We start from the raw sequence: 23,037 nt of genomic DNA, 5'->3' as shown, positions 1-23,037 counted from the left end.
ATTTGTGATCACACTTGCTTTGATCACGCTATTCGGCTTTAATTTCTTCCGCAAGCCGAAAACGGCCAAGACCGGGATTGCCCATGCAGAAGGCCGCCATCGAAAAGAACAATGAGGTGATCGCAGCCCAGCTTACGCCGGTCGGCCGCGAGACCGTGCAGGATCGCGTCTATTCGGAGCTGCGCCGCGCCTTGATCGGCGGCCTTTTCGAGCCGAGCCAGGTGCTAACCATCCGCGGCCTCGCCGACGCGCTGGTCACAAGCACCATGCCGGTGCGCGAGGCGCTCGGACGGCTGATCACCGAGAAGGCGCTGGAGGCGCTTCCCAACCGTTCGGTGCGCGTGCCGCCGATCACGCTGGAGCGCATCGACGACCTCTTGCGGGCCCGCTCCCTGATCGAGGGCGAAGCGATCGCCCTGGCCGCCACGCGCATGAACGCGCGCCAGATTGCTTCGGTCGAGGCCATGCTCGGCGAATGGGACGAGATGCGGGCGCTGAAGCACAAGAAGGATATCGACCGCGAGGCCACGCTCAACCAGAGCTTCCACTTCGAGATCTACCGTTGCTGCGGTTCCGCCGTGCTGATCCCGATGATCGAGAGCCTGTGGTTGCAATCCGGGCCTTGCATCCGCGTTGCCATCTACGCCTTCTCCGACGCCGGCGAGGTCGATACGGCCCACTACCACCGCAGCATCGTCGCAGCGCTTGCGAGGCAGGATGCGCAAGCGGCGCGCGAGGCGCTGGTGGCCGATATCAGCCGGCCCTTCGCCTTTCTGCGCGACAAGCTCCAATCCACAAGCAAGGAAGGATTGAGGGCATGACGGCGCCTGGCATCAGCATCACCGAGCCACGCTCGAAGCTTTCCGTGACCGCGCTTCTGTTGCCTGAAAAGGCGCCCGACAACGCCGCCTTCCTGCTGGCGTATCTCGAGCAGCCGCGCGTCGTTTCCGGCATCCATGCTATGTGGACGGGGCCGGAAATCTCCTGCCCGGTTCCATCAGCCGAACTTGAGGGCCAAACCTATGCCAGGCCCTTGCCGGCGGAGAACGCAACGCTGACGCCGCAGCCGGGCGACATCGTGTTGTCCTACGTGCCGCCGCGCATGTGGGGCGGCAACCCGAATGCCATCTTTGACGTCGGCCTGTTCTACGGAGCGGGTGCACGCCTGCTGTTCCCGATCGGCTGGCTTGCCGGAAGCGTCGTCGCGCAGGTGGTGCCTGAGGATCGCGACAAATTCGCAGCTGCTTGTGGCGTGATCCGCCGCAACGGTGCCTGCGACATCACCTTCACCCGGGTGGAGATCTGAATGGCTGAGACCGACGACAGTTTTGAGCTCTTCGACCTTCGCGTCGAGGCGGTTATCCCCGAGGGCAAGCCGATCTATTGCGGCGCCAAGCCCGGCGACTATTTCGAGTTGAAGGGCGAGATGCTGTCGATGCCAGCGGGGCAAGGTTTCTCGATCTATTCCATTGCGGCAGTGTTGCCGCTTCTGGCCGCAAAGCAGCGCCCGACCCACAGGAACGACTGGATGACGTCGGACGCCGAGATCGCTTGTCCGGATCCCAATTGTGCCAGCCGGCTGAGGATCGTCAGGACCGGCAAGCGGCGGTTCAGCCATGCCGAAACGACGGCGATGCCGCTGCCGAAGGAGAATGACCGGAGATGACCGCCAAGGCTTTCGAGCTCAGCCCCGGCTATACGATCTCGCGCGTTATTCGCGGCGGCTGGCAGCTTGCCGGCGGGCACGGCGCGATCGACCGCCAACAGGCGGTAACCGACCTGATCGCCACCTTCGACGCCGGCATCAGGACCTATGATTGCGCCGATATCTATACCGGTGTCGAGGAGCTGATCGGCGCGGCACGCCTGCGCCTTGCCAATGAGCGTGGCCTTGATGCTGCCGCCAAGATGAAGGTGCACACCAAGCTAGTGCCTGACCTCGAACGGCTTTCCACGATCAGCCGCGACTACATCAGCAGCATCGTCGAGCAGTCGCTGCGGCGGCTGAAGACCGAGCGGCTCGATCTCGTGCAGTTCCACTGGTGGGACTATGCGCTGCCCGGCTATGTCGAAGCGATGGGCTGGCTCAACGAAATCCGCGGGGAAGGCAAGGTGCGCAACATCGGCACCACGAACTTCGACACGCCGCGGTTGGCCGAGATCCTGGCCGCCGGTGTGCCGCTGGTCAGCCAGCAATTGCAATACTCGGTGCTCGACCAGCGGCCAGCCAACAGCCTTGCAGCGCTCGCCAGCCGGCACGGCGTCAGTTTCCTCTGCTACGGTTCGGTGGCGGGCGGCTTCCTCAGCGAAAAATGGCTTGGCGCTGCCGAGCCGCAGACGCCGCTCGAAAACCGATCGCTGGTCAAATACAAGCTGATCATTGACGACTTTGGTGGCTGGGAGCTTTTCCAGGAGTTGCTTCGCACACTGAAGGCCGTCGCCGACCGCCACGGCGTCGATATCGCCACCATCGCCAGCGCCTGGGTGCTGGAGCAGCCGCAAGTGGCGGCCGTCATCGTCGGCGCTCGCAACCAGGCGCACGCCCTTGCCAATGCCAGAATCATGGACGTCGCGCTCGATGCCGACGACTGGGCGAGGATCGCTGCCGTGATCGCGCAAAGCCGTGGGCCGCTGGGCGACGTCTACACTTTGGAACGCGACCGTCACGGCCGCCACGGCTCGATCATGCATTACAATTTGAATGCAGGCAGGAAATGAACGCGGCCATGGACGAAAAGCCCTCCTTGCTTTCCCGCGCCAGCGCCGAGGTGGTCGATCTCCACCGCTTCTTCGTCGACTGGTTCAATGCGGCGAGTGCGGACAATTCAGATTTCAGGCGCTTCGAACGCGTCATGGGCGAAGGCTTCCGCATGGTTGTGCCGGATGGCCAGGTCCTCGATCGTGACGCGGTGCTCGACCATGTCAGGGCAAGCCGCGCCACTTGTGACGGCAATTTCACCATCTCGATCGAGGAAATCCGGGCCGGCTGGCAACAAGGCGACACGATCGTCGTCAGCTACATCGAAGCGCAGCAGCGCGCCGGCAAACATAGCCGCCGCCGCTCAAGTGCCGTTTTCACCACCAGTTCATCGGCGCCCAACGGCGTCGAATGGCGACATCTGCATGAAACCTGGCTGCAGATGCCGGAAGGCTGAACAGGCTCAAGACATCAATGAGAGTCGTGTAACGAAAGGGGAACAACAATGAAAAAGACCATACTTCAGATCACCACCGCGCTCGCACTGCTGACAGCGGCCGGCGCAGCGCAAGCCGCCGATTGCAAGATCACCGTCGGCCTCGTCATGGAACTGACAGGCCCGGCCGGCGAGTACGGCCAGGCCGGCGCCAAATCGGTCGAGATGGCCTTCCGCGACATCAACGATGCGGGTGGCGTCCGCGGCTGCGATCTCGCAACCGACACGCGCGACAGCCAGAGCCAGGGCAACATTGCGGTCGACGCCGCGACGCAGCTCGTGCAGGTCAAGAAGGTGCCAGTGATCATCGGCGGCATCATCTCCTCGGTGTCGATCCCGATCCTGACCTCGGTCACCGCTCCGGCCAAGATAGTCCAGGTGTCGCCTGCTTCCTCGTCGCCGACGCTGACGGCGCTCGGGCGCGACGGCAAGACCAACGGCATCTTCTTCCGCACCATCACATCTGATGCGCTGCAGGGCGTCGCCGCCGCCAAATATGCCATCGACAAAGGCTTCAAGAAGCTGGCGGTCATCCACGTCAACAACGACTTCGGCGTCAACATGGTGGCGGAATTTTCGCGCGCCTATAAGGCACTCGGCGGCACCATCGTCTCCGACACGCCCTACAATGAAAAGCAGTCGAGCTATGCCTCGGAAGTGACGGCGGCGATGGCCGGCGAGCCCGACGGGCTTTATCTCGTCAGCACGCCTGTCGACGGCGCAACCATCGCCCGCACTTGGATTTCGCAGGGCGGTGTCCAGAAATTCCTGCTCAATGACGGCATGAACAGCCCGGACTTCATCGAATCCGTTGGCGCGGATTATCTGAAGGATGCGTACGGCACTTCCTCCGGCACCAGCCCGACCGCATCGACCGAGTATTTCACCAAGAACTATAAGGAATTTTCGGGCATCGAACCGTCGAACCCGGCGGCCGACCGGTCGTATGATGCCGGCGCCATCGTCGGCCTGGCCATCGCCATTGCGGGCTCCGAGGATCCGGCCAAGATCAAGGAGGCGATGTACAAGGCGGTCGACCCGGCCGGCACGCCGATCTATGCCGGCAAGGATGAGTTCGCCAAGGCGCTCGGCCTGATCAAGGATGGCAAGCCGATCCGCTACGAAGGCGTCATCGGCCCGGTCGCCTTCGACAAATACGGCGACATCACCGGCCCGTTCCGCCTCTGGAAGATCGTCGACGGCAAGGTGACGACCGACGGCGAAATGACGACGGATGACGTCAACGCCCTGCAGGCGAAGCTTCAGTAAGCCGCCCATGTCTTGTCCGGCATCGATCCCATTCCATTGAGGTTGATGCCGGACACTTGCATGTCCTGTTGCTGGTCAGGCCGGCCTGGAAACGACCACCGCACCAGCCCAGAGCGGCCTCGGTTCAACGCAGCTTTGACACCACCCACGGTCGAGCCGACGAGATCGGCAATCTCTTCCAGCGAATAGTCGAAGACATCCTTGAGCAGGACGCAGGCGCGCTCCTTGGGCGGCAGATGGATCACCAGCCGCTCGATGGCGCGATCCGCGCCCTGGCCCGCCGTCCAGCGAAATGAAGCTGCCCACGATCAATTTTCTCATCGCGTGTCTCCGGTTGCGCAACAGGCATCCAGTCGGATCCAAGAACCGGCGCAAACGAACCGGCCCGACGGATGACCACAGGATGCTTGCCTGAGACGTTTCCGGTTCGACTTTGGATACGCGTGAGGACCGTTTGAGCTAATAAAGCGGCTTGGCCATGTGCCGGGGGGTCGGCCATTCCGTCGTTATCCCCGGCTGCACCGGCCGCTCGAGATAGGTCGACAGGACCACATAGCTTCGGGTCGAGGTGACGCCGGGTGTTTCGTAGAGGCGCGACAGCAGGCCCTCGAGCGCCCGCGTGTCCTCGGTGCGGACCTTGATCAGCATGCATGTGTCGCCGGCCACCGAATGGATCTCCTCGACTTCGGGGTGTTCGGAGATTGCCATCAGCTCCGGCGTCTTTCCCCACCCCTTTGTGTCGATATGGACGAAGGCAAGCAGCGGCTTGTGCACCGCCTTGGGATCGATGATGACCGCGGTGTTGCGGATGGCGCCGCTGCGCCGGAGGCGCTTGACGCGTTCATGGGCTGCCGGCGGTGAAAGGCCGACGCGGTCGCCGAGCTCGGCATAGCTGATCGTGGCGTCGTCGACCAGAACGCCTAATATTTTTCGGGTCGGTTGCATCGATATCGCGGGCGGCGGGCCTGTTCTGCGGAATGCCATCTGTTTCTTCATCCATATTAAAATTCCCGATTGATGCAGAATTTAATACGGCCATTATTGCCATATGTCGAACACTGATCAAGTCGCAACATTTACAGCAAGGCCGCCTATCCCGGCCCTCGCTTACCTCCTCACCGGATGCATTGCCGTGATCGGCTCGAACTCGCTGGTGCTCGGTCCGATCGCACCGGCGGTGGCCGCGTCCTTCGGCACAAGCGTGCCGGCGGTTATGATCGCGTCCGCCGCGTTCGGGCTCGGTACGTCGGCGAGCGCCTTGTTCCTGGCGCGCTATATCGATCGGCTTGGCGCCCGTCGCATGCTGCAAGGGGCGTTGCTGCTGCTGGCGATAGCGCTCGTCGCCAGCGCCGCTGCGCCGACCGTGACGACGCTGGTCGCGGCCCAGCTTCTCGCCGGCATCGCTGCAGGTGTCGCCATGCCGGCAATCTATGCCAGCTCCGCCGCGATTGCGCCGCCCGGTCGTGAAAGCGGCACCATAGGCGTCGTGCTGACCGGCTGGACGCTGAGCATGGTCGCCGGCGTTTCGCTGTCGGCCGTACTTGCCGATCTGGTGCATTGGCGCGCCGTTTTCGCGGCGGTCGCGGTGCTCGCAGCACTCGCATTGGCAAGCCTGGCGCTGACGTCGCAGAGCGATGTCAGGAAGAGCGGTCCGGCACCGACGCCGCTGGGTGCGTTGGCCGTTCCGGGCATAGTGCCGCTGCTGGTCGCCTGCGCCGCCTTCATGACCGCGTTCTACGGCATCTACGGCTATCTTGGCGATCACCTTCACAACGGCTTGGGACGGCCGGTCAGCGCGAACGGGCTGGCCGCGCTCGCCTATGGTGTCGGCTTTGGCGCGGCGGCGCTCCTTGACGGCGTTATCGATCGCCTGGGTGCGCGGCGTGTCATGCCGTTTGCCTACCTGCTCGTCGCGGTCGTCTATGTCGCGATTGCCGCGGCAAGCAGTAGTTTTCATCTGACCATAGCGGTGATAGCCGTCTGGGGCCTTGCCAATCATTTCGGGCTGAACGTGCTGGTGATGCGCCTGTCGGCGCTCGACCCTGCGCGCCGCGGCACGATCATGGGTTTGAACAGCGCGGTGACCTATCTTGCGGTGTTCGTCGGCACCACGGCGTTCGGACCGCTCTATTCCACGTTCGGTTTTGCGGCATCGGCGGTGGTTGCAGCCTTGCTCATGCTAATCGCTGCTGCGGCAGCGGCGTGGCGTTCGCCGAAGCTATAGCACAGCAAGGCTTGCGTCTCGGTCCCGTCCTTCGATAGATGCTTGGTGGATGGACAATACAACGCTTGAGACAACCGCCGACCCCTTGCCGCACGAGCTGGCTTTTCTCGGAGAGCGGCTTGCGGCGTTCAACGACAGTGATGTCGGCGCCTCCTGCAGGAAGGCATTGGCCGTGTTCGTGCGCGATGAGCACGGCGCTATTGTCGCCGGCATCTCGGGATACACCGCCTGGGGCTGGCTCTATGTGCAATGGCTCTGGGTCAATGAAAAACTGCGCGGTCACCGCATGGCCGGCAGGATGCTCGAGGCGGCCGAGAGGGAGGCGATCGCGCGCGACTGTCGCGGCGCCTGGATCGACACGTTCAATCCCAAGGCCGCCAAGGCCTATGAGCGCCAGGGCTATCAGCCCTTCGGCGTGCTTGCCGATTTTCCCGTCGGCCGCAGCCGCATCTTCCTGCAGAAGAGGCTGAAGCCTGACTAGCCGGCAAGGCGTCCGCCGCACATCGGCTTTGGCACGCCGGTCGTACTGGGGAAGCTGATCGGCAAGCCCCTGAGCACGCGCACTGCCAGGAACGCAAAACACTCCGCCTCCACCGCATCGCCCTTCCAGCCAAGCGCCTCGGCCGGAACCGCTTCGACGCCAGCGCGGCTGGCAAGCATGGCCATGATCGTTGGGTTGTGTCGACCACCACCGCTGACCACCAGCCGCTTCGGCCGGCGCGGCAGAAGATCGAGCGCCTTGCCGACGGCGGCCGCGGTGAAGGCCGTCAGCAGGGCTGCGCCGTCCTCGGCGTTCATTCCGTCCGCCATTGAGGCGCCGAAATCGAAACGGTCCAGCGATTTCGGGTAGGGTTTGGTCAAATACGGATGCTGCAGGAGCTTGGCCAGCCGCGCTTCGTCGACCGTGCCGGCGCGGGCAAGGGCGCCGTCGCGGTCCATTTCGCCGAGCCCCTTCGATTTGATGAAATCGTTCAGCGGTGCGTTGGCGGGCCCGGTGTCGAAGGCAACAACATTGTCCGTGCCATCCCACCAGGTGATGTTGGCGACGCCGCCGAGATTGAGCACCGCCGTGTCGCCGGTGGCGTCGGCTTCGCGCAGCAGCGCGGCGTGATAGGCGGCCGACAGCGGCGCGCCCTGGCCGCCGGCGCGCATGTCGGCCGAGCGGAAGTCATAGGCGACCCTGGTGCCAAGGATGGCATGCATCAGCTCGCCGTCGCCAAGCTGGCGGGTCTGGCCCAGTCGGCCCACTTGCGGGGCACGGTGCAGCACGGTCTGGCCGTGGAAGCCGACGACCCCTATATCGGCCATCGTCAGCCCGTGGCTTTCGACCAGATTCTTGACTGCCGCGGACTGGGCGCGCGTCAGCGCTTCCTCTGCCTCGTCGAAGATTGCCGGTTCCGGCCCTGTGAAATTCCAGCTCCTTGCCTGCCGCAGCGTCTCTTCCAGCAAGGTCCGGATCGACTGCGGGTAGGGGGCAAGCGTGTAGATGCCGAAGTCGTCAATCCGTTCGCCGTCGGTCTTGATCAGCGCGACATCGATATTGCCGTCCAGCACGGTGCCGGTCATCAGGCCGACGGCCCACATGGGTTCGCCATTTTTCGGATTCATGGTTGTCAGGCTCCGTTGACGAGATCGCCGACCGCTTGGCGAAGCGCTACGATCCCGCTGTTGAAATGACGTGTCGGATGGATCCGGTTGGTGAGCAAGGTCCAGGCTCTGCCTTTGTCGAAGTCGACCCACAGCCCGACACCGGTAAAGCCGGTATGCCCGATGGTTTCGGGGCTGCATAACCGGCCGCCGGACCAGCCTTCGTAGGGTCGCTCCCAGCCATGGGTGCGGGTTGCCGACAAGGGCGTGCGCATTAGCGCGATCGAACGCTGCGACGCGCCGGTCCCGTCCAGCAGCCCTTGCGCAAAGTCGAGGACCGAAGCCGCCGTTCCGAACAGGCCGGCGTGACCGGCACCTTGCAAGGCCGAGCAATTGTCGTCGTGGACTTCGCCGCAGAGCACGCGATGACGCCATGTGCAGTCTTCGGTCGCCGCCGCTTGATCTGGTTCGGCGGAGAACGCGAAGCCCGGACCGGGATCCATCTCGCGAATGGTCTTGCCAGACAGGCGCTCTAGGACGAAGCCGAGCAGGATGAAGTTGATATCAGAATAGACCGGCTCGCCAGCCTGCCATTCGCGCTGCAGGATGAAGGCGCGCAGCAGGTCCGGATCGTGGCCATAGGTGTAGATCGGCGCGACGGCGGGAAACGGTGTCTGATGGCCGAGACACTGGCGAAACGTTACGTTCCGTTCCCAGGCTTTTTCGTCATATTGGCGAAGGTCGGACAGGACGGAAATCAGCGGCGCGTCGAGGTCGATGACGCCTTCTTCCGCCAGTGCCAGGATACGCGACGTGGTGAAGATGACTTTGGTCAGGGAGGCCAGGTCGAACCATGTCCCGACATGCATCGGCCGTATCTTGGGCACGACTTGGGCTGAGCCGATTGCCCGGACGATGCGTTCGCCGTCCCCGTCAACTATGCCGAGCACGCAGCCCGGAATGCGCGATGCGGCCACGGCCGCTTCGAGCGGGGCGAATGCGCGGGAGAAGAAATCATGGTCGATCAACTACGCCTCCGTTTGGAAGGCAGCGAGGGGCTGTCCGTCTGACTCTGCATGCTTTCGAGCGACAATCATCACGCTTCCACCCGTGCCCTATGATCCGGCCCGAATTGCTGCCAATTGGCCGGCCCCGGCTCAAACCCCAGCGGACGCACGAGCGAGGGGACCTGGCGCGTGTCCAGCTCGAAACGTTCATGCCGCCGGTCTATAGTAGGAACGGCCGCGATAAGCTGTTTGGTATAGGAGTGCTTCGGCTCCGAGAGCACCGATCTGGCATCGCCGATCTCGACGATCTGGCCGGCATAGATGACCGCGATGCGATGGGCGATCCGCTCGACGACAGCCATGTCATGCGAGATGAACAGATAGGCCAGCCCGAATTCACGCTGCAGCTCGATCAAAAGCTCCAACACCCTGGCCTGCACCGACACATCGAGCGCCGAAACCGCTTCGTCGAGGACGACAACCGAAGGATTGAGCATCAGCGCGCGAGCGATGCACAGGCGTTGCCGCTGGCCGCCGGAGAATTCGTGCGGATAGCGCTGCAGGCTGTTTTCCGGAAGGCCGACGCGTTTCAGCAGCGCGGCCATTTTCGCCCGCGTTTCAGCAGTTATCCGTCCGCCGGTAGCGATCACAGGCTCTGCGAGGATGCTTTGGATGGTGAGTCTGGGATTGAGCGAGCCATAGGGATTCTGGAACACCATCTGCATGGGAAGGGCGCTCTGCCCGGTGACGGGCTTGCGCGCGCTGGCCGAGATCGTGCCGCGCGTCGAGCGCACCAGCCCCAGAATCGCGCGGGCGGTGGTGGACTTTCCGGAACCGCTCTCGCCGACGACCGCCAATGTCTCGCCCGGCATTAGCTCGAAATCCACACCGTCCACGGCATGGACGGCACCGCTGGTACGGCTGAAAAACCCAGCCTTGACCGGAAACCGCACTACGAGGCCATCGACCTTCAGCGCCGGCTCGGCAGCTTTTTGCGTTTCGCGTTGCACGTCCTTGCGTGCGGCACTGCCGCCGGCGAAATGCGGCACCGCATGAAGCAGATGCCGCGTATAGGGATGCCGCGGATCGTCCAATATCTGGTTCAATGCGCCCTGCTCGACAGCTTCTCCGCCTTGCATCACCATCACCTTGTCGGCGATGCCTGCAACCAGACCGATGTCGTGGGTGATGAAGATCATCGACATCCCGGTTTCCTGCTTCAACTCGGCGAGCAGCGCCATGATCTGCGCCTGCACCGTAACATCCAGCGCCGTCGTTGGCTCGTCGGCAATGAGCAGGCGCGGGTTGCACGCAATCGCCATGGCGATCATCACCCGCTGCAGCATGCCGCCCGAAAGCTGGTTGGGCGTGTATTTCAGCCGCCGTGCAGCGTCGGGAATACGCACGCGGTCGAGCGCGTCCTTGGCCGCCGCCGTCGCTCGCCGGTCGGTCAGGCCGCGATGCAGGCGAAACGATTCCTCGATCTGCCTGCCGATGGTCAGCACCGGATTGAGCGAGGTCATCGGCTCCTGGAAGATCATGCCGATTTCGCCGCCGCGGATCTTCGTCAATTGCGGCTCGGCTGCGGCTGTCAGGTCGAAGGTGCTGCCGTCGGCCCGCCTCAGCTTGATCGACCCGCCGGTGATGCGGCCGCCGCCATAATCGACGAGGCGATTGATCGACAGCGCCGTGACCGACTTGCCCGAGCCGCTTTCGCCGACGATGGCCAGCGTTTCGCCGTCGGCGAGATCGAAGCTGACGCCGCGCACGACCTCATTGGCTTGCGGGTTGCGACCGAAGCCGACGCGCAATCCGCTGACGGACAGCAGCGGGATCATGCGATCGATCTCCGCATCTTCGGGTCGAGGACATCGCGCAACGCATCGCCGAGCAGGTTGAAACCGAGGATGCCGATCATGATCGCCACGCCCGGGAAGATCATCAGCCAGGGAGCTGTCTCCATCAGATTGCGGCTGTCGCTCAGCATCAGGCCGAGCGACGCGGCGGGCGGCTGCGTGCCGAGCCCGAGGAAGCTTAAGCCGGCTTCGGTCAGCAGTGCCCAGGCCAGCGCCAGCGTCACCTGAACCGTCAGTGGCGCCACCAGATTGAGCAGCAGATGCCGTGTTACGATATAGCCCGCACTGCTGCCGAACGTGCGGGCCGCGTCGACGAACTCGCGCGCCTTGAGCGACAGAGCCGGACCTCGCACGACGCGCGTGAAGATCGGTGTGTAGACGACGGCGATGGCAATGACGCTGGTCGAGGTTCCCGGTCCCGCAACCGCGACGATCAGCAGCGCCAGCAGGATCGCCGGGAACGCCAGCACAACGTCCATGATGCGCATCACCATGCCGTCCCAGCGGCGCCCGAACCAGGCTGCCGCCAGCCCGAGCACGGTGCCGGCCAGTGTCGCAAAGGCGACCGAAAAGAAGGCCACGATGAAGGACTGGTCGATCCCGGTCATCAGCCGACTTGCGACATCGCGGCCGAACAGGTCCGTGCCCATCCAGTAGATGCCGTCAGGCGCATGCAGTCGCTCGACCCGGTGCTGCGTCAACGGATTGTGCGGCGTCAGCCCCAGCATGCCAAGCACGGCAAGCAGCAGATAAAGCGCAACGATGGCACCGCCGATCCGGCCGCTGGGATGCGCAAATATAGCCCGCAATGTCGCCATCAGTGCTCGCTTAGCCGGATACGCGGGTCGAGCGCGACATAGGCGAGGTCGACGAGGAGATTGACGATCATGAAGTTGAAGGCGATGAATAGCACGCTTCCCTGCACCAGCGCGTAGTCGCGCTGCAGGATGGCATCCAGCACCATGCGGCCGAGACCGGGCAGCGCATAGATCTGCTCGACGATGACAGCTCCGCCCAGGAGGTAGCCGAACTCTATGCCGCTCAGCGTCACGACCGGGATGAGCGCGTTGGGCAAAGCATGCCGCCAGATGACGCCGCGCGCCGAAACGCCCTTGCTGCGCGCCGTCCTGACATAGTCGTCGCTGAGCACATCGAGCATCGCCGAACGCGATATGCGGGTCACCGAAGCCGCGAAGGCAAATCCAAGCGTGACCGCAGGCAGCAACAGCTGGCCGAGATTGCGCAGCGGATCCTGCCACAGCGGCGAAAACTCGCCCATCGCCGGCAAAACGCCAAACCCCGCCGACAGCGTGTAGATGATCAGCAGGGCAAGGACGAAGTTCGGCGTCGACTGCCCGATCATTGCGACAACGCGCACGCCGAGGTCGGATAGCTTTTCATTATGGGTGGCGGCAAAAATCCCGGCCGGCATGCCGACAACCAGGGCGATGATCATCGACAGCAAGGCGAGTTCCAGCGTTAGCGGGAAACGCTCGAGGATGACGTCGAGCACCGGCCTGCCATAGGTGGACGAAATGCCGAGATTACCTTGGAAAAGACCAAGCAGCCAGCGCCAGTATTGGATGAACCAGGGCTGGTCGATGCCGAAATAAGCTGCAAGCGCATCGCGCTGCTGCGGCGTCAGCAGGCCGGCTTCGGTCCCCAGCATTGCCGTGATCGAATCGCCCGGAACCATCCTGATCGCCAGGAACACCACGATGGACACGCCAAGCAGGACGAGAGGGAAGGTCGCCAGTCGCCGCATCAGATAGTTCACGCGAAGAATATCCTCTCGTCCGGCATCAAAGCAGCTACTGGATCGTCACCTTGGCGAGGCTGAACAGCGAACCTGTCGGCACCGGTTCGAATCCTGCGATATTCTTCTGCTGTGCCGTGTAGCTGTAGGACGTGTAGAGCCAGATCCAGGGCGACATCTCAGTGATGTGCTTCTCGAAGTCGGCGAAGATCGCTTTGCGCGCTGCCGGGTCGGTCTCGGTGCGGCCCTTCTGCATAAGACTGTCCAGCGTGTCGTCGACATAGTTCGCCACCTTCTGCAGATTGCCCGTCTTGGTCCAGTAGCGGTTGTACATAGTGTAGGGATCGGCCCTGCCGCCGTTCAGCGCGACGGCCATGTCGAAATCGCCCTTCAGCCAGGCGTCGACATAGACGTTGAGCTCCATCATCTTGATGTCGAGCTTGACGCCGATTTCTGCGAGTTGCGACTGGATGACCTGGGCTTCCGCCGCTGCCGTCGGCGGCTCGCCGGTGGCGCCGATCACGGTCGCCGAAAAGCCGTCGGCATACCCGGCTTCGGCCATCAACTGCTTGGCCTTCTCAATGTCGCGCTTATAGCAGAACAACTGCTTCGGATCGGTCGCCAGTGCCGGGATGGTCAGCGGGCCGGTGACCTTGCCTTCGCCGAGCGAGGCGGTGTCCAGCACTTCCTGCCGGTCGATGGCGCAGGAAATCGCCTGACGCACCTTGAGTTCGGTCATCGGTTTGCGGGAGGGATTGAGCTGCAGCACGTGATAGGCAAGCACCGGCACGCGGTTCAACTGCAGGCTGGCTTCCTTGGGCACCAGCGTGGCGACAAGCGGATCGTTGAGCAGGGCAAAATCGATCTGCTTGGTGCGCATCGCCGCCAGGATCGCCGTCTCGTCCGGCAGCACGCTGATATCGATGCCGTCGACGCCGGTCGCGCCGCCTGCCCAGTCCTTGTTGGCGACAAGCACTTCCTTGGAATTCGGATCCCATTTTTCGAGCTTGAACGGACCCGAGCCGATCGTTGTCGTGCCGATCGAGCCAGTCGCGATTTCGCTTGCCGGGACGATCGCCGCGTTGACGTCGCTCATCGCCGTCAGGATCGGCACATCCGGCTGCGAGAGGTGGAACACGACGGTGGCTGGATCGGGCGTGTCGATGCTGGCGATCGAGAGAAAGTTCGCGCGCGCCGCAGCACCCGTCTTCTCGTCGAGTATGCGCTCGAACGATGCCTTGACGTCGGCCGAGGTCACGGCGGCGCCGTTCTGGAATTTTGCTTTCGGATTGAGCTTGAAGCTCAGCTCCTTGCCGCCCGGCGAGAACTGCCATGAATCGGCAATCGCGGGCGTGATTTGCAGGTTTGCGTCGAGCCGCACCAGCGGTTCGTAGATCAGCTCCAGCAGCCGCAGTGAGGAGAATGCCGTCTGCTTGTGCGGATCAAGACCGGTGGCGTCCTGCGACCACGCCATATGCAGCGTCGCCGCACTCGCCTGCACCGGTAGCGCGGCGATGCCAACCATTGCCGCGAGCGTCATGCCGGAAAGCAGTTTCTTGCCAATGTGCCGTACCATTGTCGTCTCCCATTATTGTTAAACCAGATGCCTTGCAGTTCCCCGGACCGCTTCAAAGGGACACACGCCCCGGAACATCGGCCCAGTATCCATGCGGTTTTACACCGTCTTTTCGCCTATCGCCTTGCGCAGGAAACCTCCCGCGTTGGCAAGCGCCTTACGTGCTTCTTCGACACCCATGCCGGTGATCGTCACGAGGATTGCCAGTTTTACATCATTGCCGGTCTGGTCGAGTGCCTGTCGTGCCTGCTGTGCCGCGCAGCCGGTCGTCTGCATCACGATCCTGACCGCCCTTGCGACAAGCTTCTTGTTGCTTGGATTGAGGTCAACCATCAGGTTCTGATAGCTCTTGCCGATGCGGATCATACTGGCGGTGGACAGCATATTGAGCACCAGCTTTTGCGCGGTTCCCGATTTCAGCCGGGTCGAGCCGGTGAGGACCTCCGGGCCAACCACCGGAGAGATGGCAATATCGGCAATGCCGGCAATGGTCGATCGAGGATTGCAGGACAACGCCACGGTGGTGGCTCCCACCTCCTTGGCATAGGTCAGGCCGCCGATGACATAAGGTGTGCGTCCGCTGACAGCGATGCCGACCACCACGTCGTCGGCGGTCAGCTTGATGTCCTGCAGCGCCTTTATTCCCTGTTTCGGATCGTCCTCGGCGCCTTCCGCAGAGTGCACCAGCGCGTCGACGCCGCCGGCGATCAGGCCCACCACCATGTCCTCGGGTACGCCGAAGGTCGGCGGGCATTCCGAGGCGTCAAGGACGCCGAGCCGGCCGCTGGTGCCAGCCCCCATATAGACAAGGCGTGCACCGTCCTGGAACGCGCTCACGATCCGGTCCACGGCCGCAGCAATATCGGGGATGACCTTCTCGACGGCTGCCGCAACGCCTTTGTCCTCGTCATTGATCTTGCGCAGCACCTCGAGGGTCGGCAACAGATCGATGTCCATGGTTTTCGGGTTCCGGTCCTCGGAAACCAGCCGCTCCAGCTCCGACATCAACCCTTGTTCGACCACTTCGCTTACTTTCAAGTGCGACTGCGAGCAGGACTGTGATGCCCACAGCAAGCGGCGTCCAGTGCCTGCACCTGGCCGTCGGCTCCGTACCGGCTGCGCCGGTTCTGTTTCGTTAACTTTTTAGAATTCGATATTCCCTGTGTCAACAGAAAGTAGGAATATTATATTCCTTGCGAGCAAGGCATCACTGGCGGCAGAGGGATTTTCTGGCCAGGATTATGGCTCCCGAAACCGCGTCGCCGTCGGCCGGCTTCAGCCGTCGGCGGACGTCGGGAGCGAGCCATGGCTCAAGCGGGCTGGACAACCCTCCGAGCAGCGTAACCCGCGGCGCGCCTTTTTCGAACAGCACCCGCACGAAGGTGTCGATCTGCTCGGCAGCGCCTTGCACGATCCGCCGACCGGCCGGATCGCCCTGATCGGCATGGCGGATCACCATCGGCGCCAGGGCGGCATAGTCAGTCGCACTGGCGCGGTCCATCCAGGCCACCGCCTCGAACGGATCGTCCTTGAAGCGCTGCATCACCTCGGCCAGCAGCGCCGTCCGCTCATGCCGACCGTCATGGGCTCGCAAGGCAAGCTGCACTGCCTTCAGTCCGAGATCGGCGCCGCTGCCCTCATCGGAAATCGGAAAACCGTAGCCGCCGACGCGCAGGTCGCGCCCTTCGACAAAGCCGAGCCCGATCGAACCGGTCCCGGCTATGACGATGGCGCCGTCTTGACCCGAATGCGCGCCAAGGCAAGCCGCGACGCCGTCGCTGACGAAGTCGATGCTCGCAAAGGGTTGTTCGATGCCATGAAACGCCTCGAGCGCACCCTTACGGCCGATGCCGGCAACACCGATACCCGCGCGGATCCTGGCGATTTCCGCCGCCGTGAACCCTCCCTCTTCGATCGCCGCGCCAAAGGCTTTGGCAATCGAGGCCCAGGCCACCTCTATACCGAGTCGCGTTGTCGCCGGGCCCGACAGGCCTTGCCCGAGCACGGTTCCTGCCTCGTCTTCGATACGCGCCCGGCAGCCGGTTCCGCCGCCATCGACGCCCAGGAAATAATGCGGAGACGCCCCACCGGCACTCATTGCCTTATTCGTTCGATCTGGGCACCGCACAGCCGGAGCTTGCGGTCCAACTGCTCGTACCCGCGGTCGAGATGATAGACGCGATTGATCGTCGTCTCGCCCTCCGACACCAGCGCTGCCAGCACCAGCGAGACGGAGGCGCGCAGGTCGGTCGCCATCACTTGCGCGCCCTTCAGCTTCTCGCCTCCGCGCACCAGCGCCATGGTGCCTTGCAGCTTGATATTCGCGCCGAGCCGCATCAGTTCAGGCACATGCATGAAGCGGTTCTCGAAGATCGTCTCGCGCAACAGCGAAGCGCCCTCGGCACAGCACATCAACGCCATGAACTGCGCCTGGAGATCGGTCGGAAAGCCCGGATATGGCTCCGTCGTCACGTCGACCGCCTTGAGCGGCCCGTCTCTCGACACGATCAGCCCGCGGTCGCCCGGCCATATTTTCACACCGGCTGCTTCGAGCAGCTGGACGATGGATGCCATGTGCTCGAGCCGCGCGTGGGTCAGCTCGAGCTGACCGCCGGTGATAGCCGCTGCGACGGCATAGGTGCCGGCCTCTATCCGGTCCGGGATGATGTCGTGCGTGGCGGCGCGCCAGTCTGTGCTGCCCCCGATCAGGATGCGGTGCGTGCCGGCGCCCTCGATCTGCGCGCCCATGTCGTTCAGGCAGGCGGCAAGATCGGCCACCTCCGGCTCGCGGGCCGCGTTGAGGATCTCGGTCTCGCCGTTTGCCGTCGTCGCCGCCATCATCGCCGTTTCGGTCGCGCCGACCGACGGCGAGCTCAAAACGATGCGCGCGCCTTTCAGTCCGCCCGGCGCAGACGCGACGATCAGTCCGTTTTCGATCGCGATATCGGCGCCAAGTGCGGCAAGTGCGGCGACATGCATGTCGACCGGCCGTGCGCCGATCGCGCAGCCGCCAGGCAGCGAGACCCGGGCATGGCCGAAGCGGGCAAGCAGTGGACCGAGAACCAGCACCGTCGCGCGCATGCGCCTGACTGTATCGTAGCTTGTCTCCCTGGAAGCGGCGGCACTGGTATCGATTGTGGCGGCATGCGCCGATCTGGTGACTTCGGCCCCATGAAGGCCGACGACGCCAAGCATGTTATCGACATCCGTCACCTCAGGCAGGTTGGTCAGCTGCAGCGGATAGGGGCTGAGCAACGCCGCCGCTATTTGCGGCAAGGCCGCGTTCTTGGCGCCGGAGATCGTAACCGCGCCCTCAAGCCTGTGCCCGCCGACGATCCGCAATTTGTCCATGGCTCTGACCTAATCCCGAGCTGTCGGCGAGTCTACGATCTTTTCATGTCCGAATCGTCGACATGCCCGAAGGCTGGGCCGCAACTGCATCAGTCGAGATTTGATGGTTCATTCTTGGCTGTCAATCAGAGACGGAATAATTTATTCCTTGGCTTGGCATTGTCGATGACAGGCAATGGGGGAACGCATGTCCGTCCTGAAGAAGATCGAGGCCAAGCTCGAAGTCATGGCGCCCGGCGACCGCGAGATCGGTCGGTATATCGTCGATAATCCCGACCAGATGCTCCGCCTGTCGACGGCGGCGCTTGCCGCCGAGATCGGCCGCAGCCAGTCGAGCGTCGTCAAGTTCAGCCAGAAGCTCGGCTATTCCAGCTATCAGGAGCTTAAGCTCGCCGTCAGCGAGGCCAAGTCGCAGGAATGGCACGTGCCGGCCGGCATGATCCACGGTTCGATCGAGGTCGGCGACAGCTATCTGGTCATCCTGCGCAAGCTGATCGGCAGCAAGCTCTTGTCGATGCAACAGACCGTCGCGGCCAACACCGAGCAGGAAATCGGCAAGGCCCTCGAAGCGTTGAACGGTGCGCGCCGCATTCATTTGGCCGGCGTCGGCGCATCCTCGCTGGTGGCGCGCGATTTTTCCTACAAGCTGATGAAACTCGGCCGCAACGTGCTGCACGACAGCGACAGCCATGTGCAAATGGCCAATGTCTCGACGCTTGGACGAGGTGACGTGCTGTTCGCGCTCTCCTATTCCGGGGCGAGCATCGAAACCCTGCGGATAGCTGAACTTGCCCGCAAACGTGGCACCACCGTGATCGCCGTCACCGGACTTCGCGACAATCCGCTGAGCCGGGTTGCCGACATTCGCCTCCACACGATCGCCGATGAAGAGCGCGCGCGCTCTTCATCGATAACTGCGCGTGATGCACAACTGACGCTGACCGACCTGCTGTTCATCCTGCTCGTGCAGAAGCAGCCTGACGCCAACGAATACGTCCACAACAGCGAATTGGCCGTCTCGGTGCTGAAGGCTTAGCGGTATTCGCGGCCTGGTGTTAAAGAGTCCCGTTTTTCGACGGAATCCCCGCGGCGTACGGACCTTCAGCGTGAGCACGATCGATACGTCGATACAGTCGCCAAGTGGACTGACTGGGCGTCGCCGAAATGCGGGCAGTCGACTGGAACGCTCAGCTTCAAACAAATATTGACAAGAGCATCTGTTGTTTAGAATATCGTACATTCAGCCTCGAATTTGGCGGGCCAGGTGAGACGATGGACGACATTGGAGCACAGGAACAAGCGGTTCTCGACCTCATTGCGGCGAATCCGTTCGCCGGCCAGCAGGATATTGCAACCGCGCTCGGCATTGCCCGCTCGACGGTTGCGGCCCACATCGTGCAACTCGTCAACAAGGGATACATTCTCGGCCGTGGTTACGTCTTGCCGACGTCAAAGCGCATGGTCTGCGTCGGCGGCGCGGTGCTCGACCGCAAATACCACGCCAAGAAGGATCTGATTTTCGAGACGTCGAACCCGGTCGACGGCTATCGCAGCTTCGGCGGGGTTGCCCGCAACGTCGCCGAAAACCTTGCCCGCCTCGGCGTCGACATAAGCTTCGTCTCGATCGTCGGCGACGATGAAACCGGCCGCTCACTGGTGCGGCATCTGCGCGACCTCGGCGCCGATGTCAGCCAGGTCATCACCACCACGGAACGGCCGACGGCGGAATACGCGGCCATCCTCGACCGCAACAACGACCTCGTGCTCGGCATTGCCGACATGGAGATCTTCGATCTGTTTTCGTCGTCCTATCTCGACCGCTTCTGGCCGCATCTGGCTTCGGCGACATGGGTGTTCATCGACTGCAATCTGCCGGCCGCGACCCTCGCAGCACTGATGTCGCGCAAGCAGGGTGCGCGCTTCAAGCTCGCCGTCGACACGGTATCGGCGCCGAAATCAGCGCGCCTGCCGAAGGACCTGACCGGCATCGATCTTCTGTTCACCAATCATGACGAGGCCAATACGATGCTCGGCATGACGGATGCCGACAGGCGGCTGACGCCGGAGGAAGCAGCGGCAGCGCTGCGCGCGGCCGGCGCCGGCGAGGTGATCGTGACCGTGGGCGCGCATGGATTTGCCGTTGCGACTGAGAGCGGTGTGACGACCATGCACTCCGTCCCGGCCAAGCCCGTCGATATCACCGGCGCCGGTGACGCGATGATCGCCGGCACACTGTACAAGGTGCTTTCGGGTGAGCCGGTCGCTCATGCCGTGCGCACCGGCGCGCTGCTTGCCACACTGACCACCGAGAGCGAAGCCAGCGTCCATCCCGATCTGTCGCCGCGCTTCCTTGCCGCCGGCATGTACCGCATTCCTGCCTGAAAGCGAGATGATATGAAACCTTTCCTTGTCCACCTGAACGATGAAGTCGCTGCTGCGCTTGATGAAGGCCGCGCGGTGGTGGCATTGGAATCGACGATCATCACCCACGGCATGCCCTATCCGGCCAATCTGGAAACTGCCCGTGGTGTCGAGACCGTGGTGCGTGAAAACGCCGCCGTGCCCGCCACAATCGCAGTGGTCGCCGGCAAGATCAAGGTTGGCCTCGACGACCGTGAGCTGGAAGAGCTGGCAGCGGCAAAGGGCGTGGTCAAGGCTTCCGGGCGCGATCTCGCCGCCATCATGGTGCGCGGCGGCTCGGCCGGAACCACCGTCTCGGCGACGATGCGGATCGCCGCGTTAGCCGGGATCGGCATTTTTGCGACCGGCGGCGTGGGCGGCGTGCATCGCGGCGCCGAAGCCACTTTCGATATCTCCGCCGACCTGACCGAACTCGGCCAAACCGGCACGACCGTGGTCTGCGCCGGAGTTAAGTCGATCCTCGATATTGCGAAGACGCTGGAATATCTGGAAACTCAGCGCGTGCCGGTGATCGCCTATGGGAGCGATGATTTTCCGGCTTTCTACACCCGCTCCAGCGGGCTCAAGGCCGATCATCGCCTCGACACGCCCGACGAGATCGCGCGAGCCATGCTGCTGCATGACGAGATGGAATCCGGCACCGGCATTCTCGTCGCCAACCCTATTCCCGAAGCGGACGCGCTCGATCCGGCGTTCATCGACGGCACGATCGCAGCGGCCGTGGCTGAGGCCGAGAAGCGCGGCATCGGGCGCAAGGAACTGACGCCGTTTCTGCTCGCACGCATCAATGAGCTTTCGCAAGGCCGCAGCCTGAAGGCCAACATCGCGCTGGTCCGCAACAACGCCGCGCTTGCTGCCCGCATCGCGGTTGCGCATGCGGAATTGAAGGGCGCGACCAGATAGAGACAGCGCCCGGCCAGCGCTACGCACCTTCGATTTCAGCCCGGCGCGAGGTCGAAGATGCGCCCGGCATTGAGGATGTTGTTCGGGTCGAAGGCTGCTTTCAGGCGCCGCATGGCCGCGATCTCGGCGTCGCTGCGCACAAGGTGCAGCCATTCCTTCTTGTCCAGGCCGATGCCATGCTCGGCCGAGACGCCGCCGCCAGCCGCGGCCACGCGCCGGTAGACGATGTCGTATGCGGCCGCCGGATCCCCGGTGCGAACCTGATAATGCAGATTGCCATCGCCAAGATGGCCGAAGACGTAGACGTCGGCGCTGCGGTCGACGGCCTTGATGACGGCTTCTGTTTCGCCCAGGAAAGTCGCCATTCTCGCCAGTGGGATGCTGATCGACGCCGATCAGGCCTGCCATCGAAAACAGGAAACGGTTGGCCTCCTCGCGCACCGCCCAGAGCGCCCGGAATTCGCGCGGCGATTGCGAGACGACCACGTCGTCGATCACGCCATCTTCAACCGCCTGCATCAGCACCGCGGCAAAACGTTCGCGGTCGCGGTCGGGCTCGCTGCCCTGTATCTCGGCAAGCACATAGACGGGCGAGCCGACCGGCAGCGGCGCCGGCGCCTCCATGCCGGCGATCATGGCGCCATAGAGCGGTGCGAAATTCACCTCATAGGCCGATAGCAAGGGCCCGAGCTTCCGCCTGAGCAGCGCAAGCAACGTGATCGCCGCGTCCAGCGAAGCAAGCGCGCAGAAGGCATTGATCTCGGTGGCCGGCTTCGGATGCAGCCGCAGGCATGCGCGCGTGACCACGCCGAGCGTGCCTTCGCTGCCGATGAACAATTGGCTGAGGTCGTAGCCGGAGTTGTCCTTCGCCAAACCCTTGAGCGAGGTCAGGATACTGCCGTCGGCAAGCACCGCTTCCAGCCCAAGCACCTGCGCCCGGTACATGCCGTAGCGCAGCACACGGATGCCGCCGGCATTGGTGGCGACATTGCCGCCGACGGTGGCCGTGCCGCGCGCTCCGATGTCGACGCCGAACAGCAAGCCGGCCGCATCGGCGGCTTCCTGCACCGCTTGCAGCGGCGCGCCGGCCTCGGCGATGATGGTCGCCGCCTCGCGGTCGATAGCCTCAACGGAAGTCATGCGCTCCAGCGACAGCACCGCTTCGCCGCGCTGGATGCGCGCCGCGCCCGCAAGACCGGTGCGGCCACCCTGGACGACGAGCCTTTGCCCGACCTCGTTGTACAGGCGCAGAATGTCCGACACCTCGCCGGTCGTGCGTGGACGCAAGACGATCGCCGGCGGCGCGCCGTCCCGGGCGCATCGACGCGGCCGGGAGAGGGAAGGGCGAGGGCTGTGAAAGCGGCCGTGGCTGATTTCTACTGTTCAGCAAATGTGCGGAAAACCCGCCAAGAATACAGCCGGTTGTCTTCGCCATGCGTCGCTCCTGTAACAGGTCGACCATAGGCGCGGCCGGCTATTTGTCAAACCTTTGACCGCAAGCGCTTACCTGCGGGCGGCCCAGTATTCTGGACCGAGGCAAACGCTCACTCACGCGTCCCAGGCGCCTCAGCCTCGGCGCAAATGAGCTTGATGTCGGCTCCCGCCGCCCAGGCGCCGATATCCTCCCGCCGCAGTGCCGCCGCCATCATGTCCGGAAACAGATCCGGGGTGCAGGCGAAGACCGGAATGCCAAGTGCCGCGAGCCGCGCTTCTCCCCGCCTCGACGCAGTATAGATAGCGGTTTGTGAAGAATTATTATAGCTCTGGCATGGTGAAGATTGGCATGCCTTGGCCCTGTTTTGATGGACCAGGACGTGCCTCAGACGCAAATAGTATCGACTGTTATTCGGCGGACAGAACGGGCTTTGGTAGCCGGCGGCCTTGGCGGAAGCT

At 63.4% G+C, this 23,037-nt stretch carries 21 protein-coding genes and 2 pseudogenes; 11 read left to right on the top strand and 12 right to left on the bottom strand.

Annotation, left to right across the window (positions count from 1 at the left end; translation table 11 throughout):
* Positions 1-83 precede the first annotated feature (83 nt).
* The 6 genes from NKH33_RS02075 to NKH33_RS02050 are packed head-to-tail and all read left to right on the top strand — an operon-like array spanning position 84 to position 4,463.
* On the top strand, positions 84-821 hold the full coding sequence (locus tag NKH33_RS02075) for a GntR family transcriptional regulator (protein WP_352502975.1): 738 nt from the start codon (positions 84-86) through the stop codon (positions 819-821).
* The gene (locus NKH33_RS02070; protein WP_352452384.1) at positions 818-1,306 is read left to right on the top strand and encodes a DUF3830 family protein; all 489 of its coding nucleotides are present in this window, start codon (positions 818-820) and stop codon (positions 1,304-1,306) included. The genes NKH33_RS02075 and NKH33_RS02070 overlap by 4 nt, the downstream gene beginning before the upstream one ends.
* Complete coding sequence (locus NKH33_RS02065; protein WP_352918073.1) at positions 1,307-1,666, top strand: TIGR04076 family protein; 360 nt, start codon at positions 1,307-1,309, stop codon at positions 1,664-1,666.
* Positions 1,663-2,718, top strand: a complete 1,056-nt coding sequence (locus NKH33_RS02060) for an aldo/keto reductase (protein WP_352502977.1) — start codon at positions 1,663-1,665, stop codon at positions 2,716-2,718. The genes NKH33_RS02065 and NKH33_RS02060 overlap by 4 nt, the downstream gene beginning before the upstream one ends.
* An 8-nt stretch (positions 2,719-2,726) precedes the next feature.
* Entirely contained in the window at positions 2,727-3,155 is a 429-nt protein-coding gene (locus NKH33_RS02055) for a DUF4440 domain-containing protein (protein ID WP_352472224.1), read from the top strand.
* A 48-nt stretch (positions 3,156-3,203) separates the two neighbouring features.
* On the top strand, positions 3,204-4,463 hold the full coding sequence (locus NKH33_RS02050; protein ID WP_352472226.1) for an ABC transporter substrate-binding protein: 1,260 nt from the start codon (positions 3,204-3,206) through the stop codon (positions 4,461-4,463).
* Here the strand turns inward: NKH33_RS02050 and NKH33_RS02045 are convergent.
* Together NKH33_RS02045 and NKH33_RS02040 are read right to left on the bottom strand one after the other, a co-directional pair.
* Positions 4,457-4,720, bottom strand: coding sequence for a sigma-70 region 4 domain-containing protein (locus NKH33_RS02045; protein WP_352503014.1), 264 nt, complete (start codon positions 4,718-4,720; stop codon positions 4,457-4,459). The two genes, NKH33_RS02050 and NKH33_RS02045, sit on opposite strands and share 7 nt — an antisense overlap.
* A gap of 202 nt (positions 4,721-4,922) precedes the next feature.
* Positions 4,923-5,463, bottom strand: a pseudogene (locus NKH33_RS02040) (Lrp/AsnC family transcriptional regulator).
* 48 nt (positions 5,464-5,511) lie between these two features.
* On the opposite strand from NKH33_RS02040, the gene NKH33_RS02035 reads away from it, so the two are divergent.
* On the top strand, positions 5,512-6,687 hold the full coding sequence (locus NKH33_RS02035) for an MFS transporter (RefSeq protein ID WP_352918072.1): 1,176 nt from the start codon (positions 5,512-5,514) through the stop codon (positions 6,685-6,687).
* A 49-nt stretch (positions 6,688-6,736) separates the two neighbouring features.
* Positions 6,737-7,168 (top strand): GNAT family N-acetyltransferase, encoded by a 432-nt coding sequence (locus NKH33_RS02030; protein ID WP_352502980.1) that lies wholly within the window; start codon positions 6,737-6,739, stop codon positions 7,166-7,168.
* Here NKH33_RS02030 and NKH33_RS02025 read toward each other — a convergent pair.
* The 9 genes from NKH33_RS02025 to murA all read right to left on the bottom strand — a co-directional run bounded on the left by NKH33_RS02025 (position 7,165) and on the right by murA (position 17,820).
* Positions 7,165-8,295, bottom strand: a complete 1,131-nt coding sequence (locus NKH33_RS02025; RefSeq protein ID WP_352918071.1) for an anhydro-N-acetylmuramic acid kinase — start codon at positions 8,293-8,295, stop codon at positions 7,165-7,167. The genes NKH33_RS02030 and NKH33_RS02025 overlap by 4 nt on opposite strands.
* 5 nt (positions 8,296-8,300) lie before the next feature.
* Positions 8,301-9,302, bottom strand: a complete 1,002-nt coding sequence (locus NKH33_RS02020) for a serine hydrolase domain-containing protein (protein WP_352502982.1) — start codon at positions 9,300-9,302, stop codon at positions 8,301-8,303.
* 68 nt (positions 9,303-9,370) lie between these two features.
* Positions 9,371-11,119: an ABC transporter ATP-binding protein gene (locus NKH33_RS02015; protein WP_352918070.1), complete on the bottom strand. Its 1,749-nt coding sequence runs from the start codon at positions 11,117-11,119 to the stop codon at positions 9,371-9,373.
* The gene (locus NKH33_RS02010; RefSeq protein ID WP_352502984.1) at positions 11,116-11,955 is read right to left on the bottom strand and encodes an ABC transporter permease; all 840 of its coding nucleotides are present in this window, start codon (positions 11,953-11,955) and stop codon (positions 11,116-11,118) included. Before NKH33_RS02010 ends, NKH33_RS02015 begins: the two co-directional genes overlap by 4 nt.
* A complete protein-coding gene (locus tag NKH33_RS02005; protein ID WP_352502985.1) occupies positions 11,955-12,914 on the bottom strand; it encodes an ABC transporter permease in 960 nt (319 codons plus the stop codon). Before NKH33_RS02005 ends, NKH33_RS02010 begins: the two co-directional genes overlap by 1 nt.
* 34 nt (positions 12,915-12,948) lie before the next feature.
* Positions 12,949-14,469 (bottom strand): ABC transporter substrate-binding protein, encoded by a 1,521-nt coding sequence (locus NKH33_RS02000; RefSeq protein ID WP_352502986.1) that lies wholly within the window; start codon positions 14,467-14,469, stop codon positions 12,949-12,951.
* Between the two features lie 99 nt (positions 14,470-14,568).
* The gene (gene murQ, locus NKH33_RS01995) at positions 14,569-15,492 is read right to left on the bottom strand and encodes an N-acetylmuramic acid 6-phosphate etherase (protein ID WP_352542256.1); all 924 of its coding nucleotides are present in this window, start codon (positions 15,490-15,492) and stop codon (positions 14,569-14,571) included.
* A gap of 184 nt (positions 15,493-15,676) precedes the next feature.
* A complete protein-coding gene (locus tag NKH33_RS01990; RefSeq protein WP_352542245.1) occupies positions 15,677-16,567 on the bottom strand; it encodes a glucosamine kinase nucleotide-binding domain-containing protein in 891 nt (296 codons plus the stop codon).
* The gene (gene murA / locus NKH33_RS01985) at positions 16,564-17,820 is read right to left on the bottom strand and encodes a UDP-N-acetylglucosamine 1-carboxyvinyltransferase (RefSeq protein WP_352542244.1); all 1,257 of its coding nucleotides are present in this window, start codon (positions 17,818-17,820) and stop codon (positions 16,564-16,566) included. The genes NKH33_RS01990 and murA overlap by 4 nt, the downstream gene beginning before the upstream one ends.
* A 187-nt stretch (positions 17,821-18,007) precedes the next feature.
* Between murA and NKH33_RS01980 the strand changes: the two genes are divergently transcribed.
* The 3 genes from NKH33_RS01980 to NKH33_RS01970 all read left to right on the top strand — a co-directional run bounded on the left by NKH33_RS01980 (position 18,008) and on the right by NKH33_RS01970 (position 21,144).
* The gene (locus NKH33_RS01980) at positions 18,008-18,856 is read left to right on the top strand and encodes a MurR/RpiR family transcriptional regulator (RefSeq protein WP_352542243.1); all 849 of its coding nucleotides are present in this window, start codon (positions 18,008-18,010) and stop codon (positions 18,854-18,856) included.
* Positions 18,857-19,092: 236 nt separating this feature from the next.
* On the top strand, positions 19,093-20,202 hold the full coding sequence (locus NKH33_RS01975) for a carbohydrate kinase (RefSeq protein WP_352542242.1): 1,110 nt from the start codon (positions 19,093-19,095) through the stop codon (positions 20,200-20,202).
* A gap of 12 nt (positions 20,203-20,214) precedes the next feature.
* Entirely contained in the window at positions 20,215-21,144 is a 930-nt protein-coding gene (locus NKH33_RS01970; protein ID WP_352918069.1) for a pseudouridine-5'-phosphate glycosidase, read from the top strand.
* Positions 21,145-21,179: 35 nt separating this feature from the next.
* Here NKH33_RS01970 and NKH33_RS01965 read toward each other — a convergent pair.
* A pseudogene (locus tag NKH33_RS01965) lies at positions 21,180-22,452 on the bottom strand (FAD-binding oxidoreductase); the annotation flags it as partial.
* Positions 22,453-23,037: the final 585 nt, after the last annotated feature.

Source organism: Mesorhizobium sp. M1182, assembly GCF_040318335.1.
Lineage (GTDB): Bacteria > Pseudomonadota > Alphaproteobacteria > Rhizobiales > Rhizobiaceae > Mesorhizobium.
The sequence above is the reverse complement of the archived record's forward strand: the minus strand, read 5'-3'. Positions and strand labels throughout refer to the sequence as shown.

Excerpts from the sequence above, each read along its gene's own strand:
- NKH33_RS02015 (WP_352918070.1), bottom strand. The coding sequence starts at position 11,119 with ATGATCCCGCTGCTGTCCGTCAGCGGATTGCGCGTCGGCTTCGGTCGC.
- murA (WP_352542244.1), bottom strand. The coding sequence starts at position 17,820 with ATGGACAAATTGCGGATCGTCGGCGGGCACAGGCTTGAGGGCGCGGTT.
- NKH33_RS01970 (WP_352918069.1), top strand. The coding sequence starts at position 20,215 with ATGAAACCTTTCCTTGTCCACCTGAACGATGAAGTCGCTGCTGCGCTT.
- NKH33_RS02075 (WP_352502975.1), top strand. The coding sequence starts at position 84 with ATGCAGAAGGCCGCCATCGAAAAGAACAATGAGGTGATCGCAGCCCAG.
- NKH33_RS02030 (WP_352502980.1), top strand. The coding sequence starts at position 6,737 with ATGGACAATACAACGCTTGAGACAACCGCCGACCCCTTGCCGCACGAG.
- NKH33_RS01980 (WP_352542243.1), top strand. The coding sequence starts at position 18,008 with ATGTCCGTCCTGAAGAAGATCGAGGCCAAGCTCGAAGTCATGGCGCCC.
- NKH33_RS02035 (WP_352918072.1), top strand. The coding sequence starts at position 5,512 with ATGTCGAACACTGATCAAGTCGCAACATTTACAGCAAGGCCGCCTATC.
- NKH33_RS02070 (WP_352452384.1), top strand. The coding sequence starts at position 818 with ATGACGGCGCCTGGCATCAGCATCACCGAGCCACGCTCGAAGCTTTCC.
- NKH33_RS02065 (WP_352918073.1), top strand. The coding sequence starts at position 1,307 with ATGGCTGAGACCGACGACAGTTTTGAGCTCTTCGACCTTCGCGTCGAG.
- NKH33_RS01990 (WP_352542245.1), bottom strand. The coding sequence starts at position 16,567 with ATGAGTGCCGGTGGGGCGTCTCCGCATTATTTCCTGGGCGTCGATGGC.
- NKH33_RS02025 (WP_352918071.1), bottom strand. The coding sequence starts at position 8,295 with ATGAATCCGAAAAATGGCGAACCCATGTGGGCCGTCGGCCTGATGACC.
- NKH33_RS02000 (WP_352502986.1), bottom strand. The coding sequence starts at position 14,469 with ATGGTACGGCACATTGGCAAGAAACTGCTTTCCGGCATGACGCTCGCG.
- NKH33_RS01975 (WP_352542242.1), top strand. The coding sequence starts at position 19,093 with ATGGACGACATTGGAGCACAGGAACAAGCGGTTCTCGACCTCATTGCG.
- NKH33_RS02060 (WP_352502977.1), top strand. The coding sequence starts at position 1,663 with ATGACCGCCAAGGCTTTCGAGCTCAGCCCCGGCTATACGATCTCGCGC.
- NKH33_RS02055 (WP_352472224.1), top strand. The coding sequence starts at position 2,727 with ATGGACGAAAAGCCCTCCTTGCTTTCCCGCGCCAGCGCCGAGGTGGTC.
- NKH33_RS02050 (WP_352472226.1), top strand. The coding sequence starts at position 3,204 with ATGAAAAAGACCATACTTCAGATCACCACCGCGCTCGCACTGCTGACA.
- NKH33_RS02010 (WP_352502984.1), bottom strand. The coding sequence starts at position 11,955 with ATGGCGACATTGCGGGCTATATTTGCGCATCCCAGCGGCCGGATCGGC.